Here is a 9120-nt window from a genome sequence, read left to right on the forward strand (position 1 = left end):
ACCCCACCCCGCACCACGTGCACGTACACGTACGCCGCGTCCGGAACCGCCGTCCGCTCCCCCGCCACCAAGCGCCGCACGTGCAACATGGCACCGGCCTCCGGCACCGCGTACGGCGTGGAGTCCGCGATGCCGTGGACGATCTCGTACGCGGGCTCGCCGCCGGGCTCCAGCGGCGCCAGCCACATCTGGACGAAGGTCAGAGGGCCGGAGCCGTCGTTGCGCTCGACGTGACGGACCCCGCCCGCGGAGCTGAGCCGCTGCACATCCCCCGGCCGTACGACGGACTCGTGGCCGGCGGTGTCGCGGTGCGTCAGCTCGCCCTCCACCACCCACGTCACGATTTCCGTGTGGCTGTGCGGGTGCTCGTCGAAGCCGGCGCCGGGCGCGAGCCGCTCCTCGTTGCAGGCGAGCAGCGCGCCGAAGCGGAGGTTGTCCGGGTCGTAGTGCGGGCCGAAGGAGAAGGCGTGCAGGGAAAGGATTCCAGCCGCGGTGTCTCCACCGCTGTAGCGCTCGTCGGCGCGCCGTACGTCCATCACATACCCCACGGTAGCGACCCGCGCCCCACCCCGGCGTCCCGATAAGGCAGTCTTGTCCCGTGTCCGAAGCCAGCAAGTCCTCGCCCCACGACGTCCACCATGTCCACCCGCACGCCGGAACGCTGAAGCGACTGGAGAAGTCGTCCGGAAGTCTCGCCGCGCAGGCCATCGCGCGGATGGACGAGACGCTGTCGTGGTACCGGGCGATGCCCCCGGAGAACCGGTCGTGGATCGGGCTGGTCGCGCAGGCCGGTATCGCCGCCTTCACGGAGTGGTTCCGGCATCCGGACGCTCCGCAGGCCATCTCCACCGATGTCTTCGGGACCGCTCCTCGCGAGCTGACCCGGGCCATCACCCTGCGGCAGACCGTCGAGATGGTGCGGACCACCATCGAGGTGATGGAGAGCGCCATTGACGAGGTGGCCGCTCCGGGGGACGAGTCCGTGTTGCGCGAGGCGCTCCTCGTGTACGCGCGCGAGATCGCCTTCGCCACCGCCCAGGTGTACGCCCAGGCCGCCGAGGCGCGTGGCGCGTGGGACGCCCGGCTGGAGTCGCTCGTCGTGAACGCCGTGCTGTCGGGCGAGGCCGATGAGGGGGCTGTTTCGCGGGCCGCCGCGCTCGGGTGGAACGCGCCCGACCACGTGTGCGTGCTGTTGGGGACCGCTCCCGACGGTGACAGTGAGCTGACCGTCGAGGCGATCCGGCGCGCGGCCCGGCACGCCAAGCTGCAGGTGCTCACGGGTGTGCTCGGGGACCGGCTGGTCGTCATCGCGGGGGGCAGTGATGATCCGCTGCAGGTGGCGAAGTCGCTGATCGGGCCGTATGCCGCGGGCCCCGTGGTCGCCGGGCCGATCGTGCCCGATCTGCTGGCCGCCACGCGGTCCGCGCAGGCCGCCGCGGCCGGGCTGAAGGCATGTTCCGCCTGGCAGGACGCGCCCCGGCCGGTACTGGCGGACGATCTGCTTCCGGAGCGCGCGATCGCCGGGGACCCCAGCGCGCGTGAGCAGTTGGTGGAGGAGATCTACAGACCACTGGAGGAGGCCGGTTCGGCGCTGTTGGAGACCCTCAGCGTCTATCTCGAACAGGCGTCAAGTCTGGAGGGCGCCGCACGGATGCTCTTCGTTCACCCCAACACCGTGCGCTACCGGCTCCGACGTGTGACTGACGTCACCGGCTGGTCACCTTCTGATGTACGCTCCGCGTTCACGCTGCGTATCGCGCTGATCCTGGGGCGTCTGGTCGACGGGGATCTCCCGGTCTAGGGTTTTGTCGGAGGCCTACAAAACGCCCCCGTGTTCTTCGTCCCTGTCCTCACGGGCGGCTCCGGCCGTCCCCAAGAGAGAGTGTGAGAGTGCTCGTACTCGTCGCTCCCGGCCAGGGCGCCCAGACGCCCGGCTTCCTGACCCCCTGGCTCGAACTGCCCGGCGCCGCCGACCGTCTCGGCTCGTGGTCGGACGCCATCGGGCTGGACCTCGCCCACTACGGCACGAAGGCCGACGCGGACGCGATCCGCGACACCGCCGTGGCCCAGCCGCTGCTGGTCGCGGCCGGTCTCCTGTCCGCCGCGGCACTCGGTGCCCGGACATCAGCCGCTGACGCGGCGGGCGCGGACCTCGCTCCCGGCGCGGTCGCCGGCCACAGCGTCGGTGAGATCACCGCGGCCGTATTCGCGGGTGTCCTCGACGACACGGCCGCCCTGAGCCTCGTACGCAAGCGGGGTCTGGCCATGGCCGAGGCCGCCGCGATCACCGAGACCGGCATGTCCGCGCTGCTCGGCGGCGCCCCCGAGACGACGGTCCCGCACCTGGAGAAGCTGGGCCTGACCCCGGCGAACGTGAACGGCGCGGGCCAGATCGTGGCCGCGGGCACCCTGGAGCAGCTCGCCGCGCTGAACGAGGACAAGCCCGAGGGCGTGCGCAAGGTGATCGCCCTCAAGGTCGCGGGCGCCTTCCACACACACCACATGGCCCCCGCGGTCGACACGCTCGCCAAGGCCGCCGAGGCCCTGACGGCGGCCGACCCGAAGCTCACGTACGTGTCGAACAAGGACGGTCAGGCCGTCACCACCGGTGCCGAGGTGCTGTCCCGTCTGGTCGGCCAGGTCGCCAACCCGGTGCGCTGGGACCTGTGCATGGAGACGTTCAAGGAACTGGGCGTGACCGCGCTCGTCGAGGTGTGTCCCGGCGGCACGCTCACGGGTCTCGCCAAGCGCGCACTGCCCGGCGTGAAGACGCTGGCGCTCAAGACCCCTGACGACCTCGACGCTGCTCGCGAGCTCATCGCAGAGGCGTCAACATCCGCCGCTGACGCGGCGGGTGCCTGACCAAGGAGCCCTCGGAGCAATGTCGAAGATCAAGGCACGCAAGGGCGCACCGTACGCACGCATCCTCGGTGTCGGCGGCTACCGTCCGACCCGGGTGGTGCCCAACGAGGTGATCCTGGAGACGATCGACTCGTCCGACGAGTGGATCCGTTCGCGCTCCGGCATCGAGACCCGGCACTGGGCGAACGACGAGGAGACCGTCGCCGCGATGTCGATCGAGGCGTCCGGCAAGGCGATCGCCGACGCCGGGATCAGGGCCGAGCAGATCGGTGCCGTGGTCGTCTCGACCGTCTCGCACTTCAGCCAGACCCCGGCCGTGGCCACCGAGATCGCCGACAAGCTGGGCACGGACAAGGCCGCCGCGTTCGACATCTCGGCGGGCTGCGCGGGCTTCGGGTACGGGCTCACGCTCGCCAAGGGCATGGTCGTCGAGGGCTCGGCAGAGTACGCACTTGTCATCGGCGTGGAGCGGCTGTCGGACCTGACCGACCTGGAGGACCGGGCCACGGCCTTCCTGTTCGGTGACGGCGCGGGTGCCGTGGTCGTCGGCCCCTCCGAGGAACCGCACATCGGTCCGACCGTGTGGGGCTCCGAGGGCGACAAGTCGGAGACGATCAAGCAGACGGTGCCGTGGAACCAGTTCCGGCTCGGCGACGTCTCCAAGCTTCCGCTGGACAGCGAGGGCAACGTCAAGTTCCCCGCGATCACGCAGGAGGGCCAGGCGGTGTTCCGCTGGGCCGTGTTCGAGATGGCGAAGGTCGCCCAGCAGGCGCTGGACGCGGCCGGGATCACCTCGGACGACCTGGACGTCTTCATCCCGCACCAGGCCAACGTGCGGATCATCGACTCGATGGTGAAGACGCTGAAACTGCCGGAGCACGTCACGGTCGCCCGTGACATCCGCACCACCGGCAACACCTCGGCCGCCTCGATTCCGCTCGCGATGGAGCGGCTCCTGGCGACCGGCGAGGCGAAGAGCGGCGACACCGCGCTCGTCATCGGCTTCGGGGCGGGTCTCGTGTACGCCGCGACGGTCGTTACCCTCCCCTAGGCACTCCGTGCCGGATCATGCGGTCCGGTGCCGGAGCAGCACCAACCCGCCGCTCACGCGGTGGGCGCCACACCCTCTGGATATCAACGAAGGAGCGCCTGACATGGCCGCCACTCAGGAAGAGATCGTCGCCGGTCTCGCCGACATCGTGAACGAGATCGCCGGCATCCCGGTTGAGGACGTCCAGCTGGACAAGTCCTTCACCGACGACCTGGACGTCGACTCGCTGTCCATGGTCGAGGTCGTCGTCGCCGCCGAGGAGCGCTTCGACGTCAAGATCCCCGACGACGACGTCAAGAACCTCAAGACGGTCGGCGACGCGACCGAGTACATCCTCAAGCACCAGGGCTGATCGACCGATCACCCGGGCCGGCTCCCGGACCTGGTCGACAGGTCCGTGGGCTGACTGCCCCGCCACCCGGCGGTGGCGCCGCTGAATCCTCGTATCCGTTGGAGAAAGAATTCCCGTGAGCTCGACCAATCGCACCGTGGTCGTCACCGGTATCGGCGCAACCACACCGCTGGGTGGCGACGCGGCCTCTACCTGGGAGGGCCTGATCGCCGGACGTTCCGGTGTCGGCCCGCTGAAGCAGGACTGGGCCTCCGAGCAGGCGGTCCGCATCGCCGCGGAGATCGCCGTGGAGCCGTCCGAGGTCATTCCCCGGCCGCAGGCCCGCCGACTGGACCGCTCGGCGCAGTTCGCGCTGATCGCGGCTCAGGAGGCCTGGGCGGACGCCGGTTTCACCGACAAGGCCGGCGCCGAGGGCACGGACGTCGACCCCGACCGGCTGGGCGCGGTCATCGCCTCCGGCATCGGTGGCGTCACGACCCTGCTCGACCAGTACGACGTGCTGAGGGAGAAGGGCGTCCGCCGTGTCTCCCCGCACACCGTGCCGATGCTGATGCCGAACAGCCCGTCCGCCAACGTGGGTCTGCTCGTCGGCGCCCGCGCCGGTGTGCACACCCCTGTCTCCGCCTGTGCGTCGGGGGCCGAGGCCATCGGCTACGCCATCGAAATGATCCGCTCCGGCCGCGCCGACATCGTCGTCGCCGGCGGCACGGAGGCGGCCATCCACCCGCTGCCGATCGCCGCGTTCGGCAACATGATGGCGATGTCCAAGAACAACGACGACCCGCAGGGCGCCTCGCGTCCCTACGACGTCGCCCGCGACGGCTTCGTCCTCGGTGAGGGCGCCGGCGTGATCGTCCTGGAGTCCGCCGAGCACGCCGCCAGGCGCGGTGCGCGGGTGTACGCCGAGGCGGTCGGCCAGGGCATCTCCGCGGACAGCCACGACATCGTGCAGCCGGAGCCGGAGGGGCGGGGCATCGCCCACGCCCTGCAGAACCTGCTGGACCGGACGGATCTGAACCCGGCGGAGATCGTGCACGTCAACGCGCACGCGACGTCGACGCCGGCCGGTGACGTCGCCGAACTGAAGGCGCTGCGCAAGGTCTTCGGCGACGACACGGACCACTTCGCGGTCTCTGGTACGAAGTCCATGACCGGGCATCTGCTGGGTGGCGCGGGTGGTGTCGAGTCCGTCGCCACGGTGCTCGCGCTGTACCACCGGGTGGCTCCGCCGACGATCAACGTGGAGAACCTTGACCCTGAGGCCGAGGCGAACGCGGATGTCGTGCGGGGGGAGGCGCGGAAGCTGCCTGTTGAGGGGCGGATCGCGGCGCTGAACGACTCGTTCGGGTTTGGTGGGCACAATGTTGTGCTGGCGTTCCGTACGGTTTGAGTTCGGACGTAGCGTTTGCTGAACGTCGTGTGGCCCGGGCCCTGGGTAGGGGTTCGGGCCACTCGCCGTTTTGTCGTTTGTCTGTATGCCGGGTGCGGGTTCGTCGTGGCTGGTCGCGCAGTTCCCCGCGCCTCTAAAGACCGTGCAGTTGCCCACGCCTCTTACGGGGCTCTAGACCACCTGGTGCAGCCAGCGGACCGGGGCGCCCTCGCCTGCGTATCTGAAGGGCTCCAACTCGTCGTCCCAGGGCTTGCCGAGGAGTTTGGCCAGTTCGGCTTCCAGGTCGGTTTCGCCGTGCTGGGAGCGGGTCAGGGCGGCGCGCAGACGGTCCTCGGGGATCAGGATGTCGCCGTGGATGCCGGTGACCGCGTGGAAGATGCCCAGGTCGGGGGTGCAGCTGTAGCGCTCGCCCTCGGCGGTCGGGCAGGGTTCGGCGGTGACCTCGAAGCGGAGCAGGTGCCAGCCGCGCAGCGCGGAGGCGAGTTTGGAGGCGGTGCCGACCTGGCCCTGCCAGGAGAACTCGGATCTCCAGGTGCCCGGTGCCGCCGGCTGCCTGATCCAGTCGAGGTTCACGCGGGTACCGAGGACGCCCGCGACGGCCCACTCGACGTGCGGGCACAGCGCGCGCGGCGCGGAGTGCACGTACAGAACTCCACGTGTCGTCACCGGGGCCTCCACAGAGCAGGACATCTCGTAACTTGGCGGAACGTGAGCGGCAGAGCAGCCACGGGGCCGAGGCTACCGTGCGGCGGGGCAAGGAGTGTGACGTACCGTCGGAGCAAACACCGGGAAAAAGCGATGTTTCACCCATGGGGACGCGCGTACGGCTCTCGGTCGGCGGTACGTTCCGTGACGTGGTGTAACTCCTGTGGCGCAGCCGCCGACGGATGCGTGTCCCTCCCGGATCCCCTTCGGACCCCTCCCGGATTCTTCTCGAATCCCTCTCGAAAACCCAGCCACTCAAGGGGACGCATGTAACGGGTCCCACAGTTGCAGCTGCCGCAAAAGGGAACCTTCGCGCGTTGTTATGGGGTGAGGGCCATCGCTTGACCGACGAGGGGACCGACGCATGCGGCACCGACGCCACCGATCACGGGCGGTTCTCTCCGCCGTGGCGGCGACCCTGCTGGGAGTGACCGCCTGTGACGCCGTCGGTGGCAGCACGCCCGGCCCGTCCGGCACCGAGGCGCGGCCCTCCCCCACGCCCAGCTGGGACCGTACGCCCCGTTCGATCGCGGCCGTCGGGGACTCCATCACCCGCGGGTTCGACGCGTGCTCGGTGCTGTCCGACTGTCCGGAGGTCTCGTGGGCGACCGGCACGGACAGCTCGGTCAAGAGCCTCGCCGTACGGCTCCTGGGCGCCTCCGGGGCCGCCGAGCGCAGCTGGAACTACGCGGTGTCCGGGGCCCGGATGGCCGATCTGCCGGGCCAGATGACGGAGGCGGTGGCCAAGCGGCCGGAGTTGGTGACGGTGATGGCCGGGGCGAACGACGCGTGCCGTGCGACCACCGACGCCATGACGTCCGTCGCCGACTTCCGCGCCTCCTTCGAGGACGCCATGCGGACGCTCCGCAAGACCTCGGCCAAGGCGCAGGTGTACGTGACGAGCGTGCCCGATCTGAAGCGGCTGTGGTCCCAGGGCCGTACCAACCCGCTCGGCAAGCAGGTGTGGAAGCTGGGCATCTGCCCGTCCATGCTGGGCGACCCCGACGCCCTGGACGCGGCGGCGACCAAGCGGCGTGACATGGTGCAGGACCGGGTGGAGGCGTACAACGAGGTACTGAAGGACGTGTGCGCGAAGGACCGGTACTGCCGCTTCGACGGGGGCGCCGTGTTCGAGTACCGCTTCGGGACCAGGCAGTTGAGCAAGTGGGACTGGTTCCACCCCAGCAGGAACGGGCAGGCGCGGCTCGCGGAGCTGGCGTACCGGAACGTGACGGCCCGTGAGGATCCCGACTCGCACTGAGGGCACGGGCCGCCACCTGAGTCGCACGACCGCGCGTGCGCCCCTTCCGTCACGGGCATACTGCCGCCGTCCGGCGACACCCCGTGCGCAACGGAAGGAACCGAACTCCCTTGACCTCCACACGTGTTCGGATCGGCATACTCGGCCTGGCACTCTTGGCGGGCATGGCCGTACCGGCGACCACCTCGGCCACCGGAACCTCCGCGGGACCCCCGACCGTCGAGGAGCAGCGCCTCGACAGGGCCGCGCCCCAGGAGATCCTGCGGCGCTCCGGATTCGACACGGTGGCACCGGAGTTCGCGCGGGCCCTCGCCGGGGCTCGCTCGTACGCGCGGGCCGAGCGGATCGTCGTACGCGAGGGATCACGGCTGTGGCGGCGTGCCGTGGACCGGGCGCAGGGGCGGGGTCCTGTGGGCGGTGACCTGAGCCGGGACGACGATCGGCCGCTGTACTGGGCGCGGTTGGGGATGACGCGTGAAGTACGGGGCTGGGAGCCTGAATTCGGACTGACGGCGGCGCAACGGGTGCGGCTGTTGGACAAGTTGGAGCAGACCTCGCGCGGCCAGAACGCCATCCGCTACCCGCACGGCGGGGACGACAGGGACGGCAGGGACGGCAAGGGCGGGAAGCGGGTGCTGCGGGTGCTGCTCACCGGCTTCGACCCGTTCACGCTGGACCGGGACGTCCGTATCTCCAACCCGTCCGGTGCCACGGCGCTCGCCCTCGACGGCACGGTGATCGGGACCGCGGACGGTCCGGCGCGCGTCGAGACCGCCGTGTTCCCGGTCCGCTGGCAGGACTTCGCCGACGGGACGGTGGAGCGGACGCTGCGTCCGCATCTGCGTAACGTGGACCTGGTCACGACGGTGAGCCAGGGCCGGGTCGGCCGTATCGACGTCGAGCGGACCAACGGGGCCTGGCGCGGCGGCTTCCCCGACAACGAGAACCTCTCGCGGACGGAGACCGTCCCGGTCACCGATCCGGCCTCCCAGCCGCAGTGGACGTCGACGACGCTGCCGTACGCGCGGATCGTGGCCGCGAACACGGGTCGTTTCCCGGTGTACGACAACACGAGCGTGACCGAGATCCCGGCGGGCGCGACGGAAGCCGTGGTCCGGCCGGACGGACCGACGGCCGGCTCGACGGCCCGCGCCGGCGGTGGCGGCAACTACCTCTCCAACGAGATCGCGTACCGCGCGACCCTGCTGCGCGACCGGCTCGGGCTGCACGACCGGCTGCCCGCCGGTCACGTCCACACACCGGTGCTGCAGTTCGGACCGGGCAACACCGACCCGGCGACGGGAGCGGTGACGGACCCCGAGTTCGTACGGAACCGGCTGGACATCATCGCGCAGGTGCGGGCGATCGTGGGGGTGGCGGCGGTACCCGGCCTGCAAGTGTGGGCGTTCGACCGGCGCGAGGAGAACCTGTCCGACCGCACCGGGTTCGCCACCGCCGACCCGGCCGCGTACTACCTCGACGGCCACTACCGCTCCCTG

The 9120-nt window shown here is 70.4% G+C and carries 9 protein-coding genes; 7 read left to right on the forward strand and 2 right to left on the reverse strand.

Going from position 1 to position 9120, the window contains the following annotated elements; translation table 11 throughout:
- On the reverse strand, positions 1–536 hold a 536-nt coding region (locus FNH08_RS36085), incomplete at its 3' end, for a pirin family protein (protein WP_152775751.1).
- A 62-nt stretch (positions 537–598) separates the two neighbouring features.
- On the opposite strand from FNH08_RS36085, the gene fasR reads away from it, so the two are divergent.
- From fasR to fabF, 5 genes are all read left to right on the forward strand, one after another.
- Positions 599–1801, forward strand: a complete 1203-nt coding sequence (fasR, locus tag FNH08_RS36090; protein WP_322726047.1) for a fatty acid biosynthesis transcriptional regulator FasR — start codon at positions 599–601, stop codon at positions 1799–1801.
- 89 nt (positions 1802–1890) lie between these two features.
- On the forward strand, positions 1891–2862 hold the full coding sequence (locus FNH08_RS36095) for an ACP S-malonyltransferase (RefSeq protein WP_322726048.1): 972 nt from the start codon (positions 1891–1893) through the stop codon (positions 2860–2862).
- A gap of 19 nt (positions 2863–2881) precedes the next feature.
- Entirely contained in the window at positions 2882–3913 is a 1032-nt protein-coding gene (locus FNH08_RS36100) for a ketoacyl-ACP synthase III (RefSeq protein WP_152775752.1), read from the forward strand.
- Between the two features lie 103 nt (positions 3914–4016).
- Entirely contained in the window at positions 4017–4265 is a 249-nt protein-coding gene (locus FNH08_RS36105) for an acyl carrier protein (RefSeq protein WP_152775753.1), read from the forward strand.
- A 115-nt stretch (positions 4266–4380) separates the two neighbouring features.
- Positions 4381–5655, forward strand: a complete 1275-nt coding sequence (gene fabF, locus FNH08_RS36110) for a beta-ketoacyl-ACP synthase II (protein WP_322726049.1) — start codon at positions 4381–4383, stop codon at positions 5653–5655.
- Between the two features lie 171 nt (positions 5656–5826).
- Here fabF and FNH08_RS36115 read toward each other — a convergent pair whose 3' ends face one another.
- A complete protein-coding gene (locus FNH08_RS36115; RefSeq protein ID WP_322726050.1) occupies positions 5827–6321 on the reverse strand; it encodes a DUF3145 domain-containing protein in 495 nt (164 codons plus the stop codon).
- 403 nt (positions 6322–6724) lie between these two features.
- On the opposite strand from FNH08_RS36115, the gene FNH08_RS36120 reads away from it, so the two are divergent.
- Positions 6725–7621 (forward strand): SGNH/GDSL hydrolase family protein, encoded by an 897-nt coding sequence (locus FNH08_RS36120; RefSeq protein WP_152775755.1) that lies wholly within the window; start codon positions 6725–6727, stop codon positions 7619–7621.
- Positions 7622–7731: 110 nt separating this feature from the next.
- Positions 7732–9120, forward strand: a 1389-nt coding sequence (locus tag FNH08_RS36125; RefSeq protein WP_228034561.1) for a pyroglutamyl-peptidase I, incomplete at its 3' end; no start/stop codon positions are given.

It is taken from the genome of Streptomyces spongiae (assembly GCF_009377185.1).
Classification (GTDB): domain Bacteria; phylum Actinomycetota; class Actinomycetes; order Streptomycetales; family Streptomycetaceae; genus Streptomyces; species Streptomyces spongiae.

Coding starts and splice junctions, on each gene's coding strand:
- FNH08_RS36100 (WP_152775752.1), top strand. CDS start 2,882: ATGTCGAAGATCAAGGCACGCAAGGGCGCACCGTACGCACGCATCCTC.
- FNH08_RS36105 (WP_152775753.1), top strand. CDS start 4,017: ATGGCCGCCACTCAGGAAGAGATCGTCGCCGGTCTCGCCGACATCGTG.
- FNH08_RS36120 (WP_152775755.1), top strand. CDS start 6,725: ATGCGGCACCGACGCCACCGATCACGGGCGGTTCTCTCCGCCGTGGCG.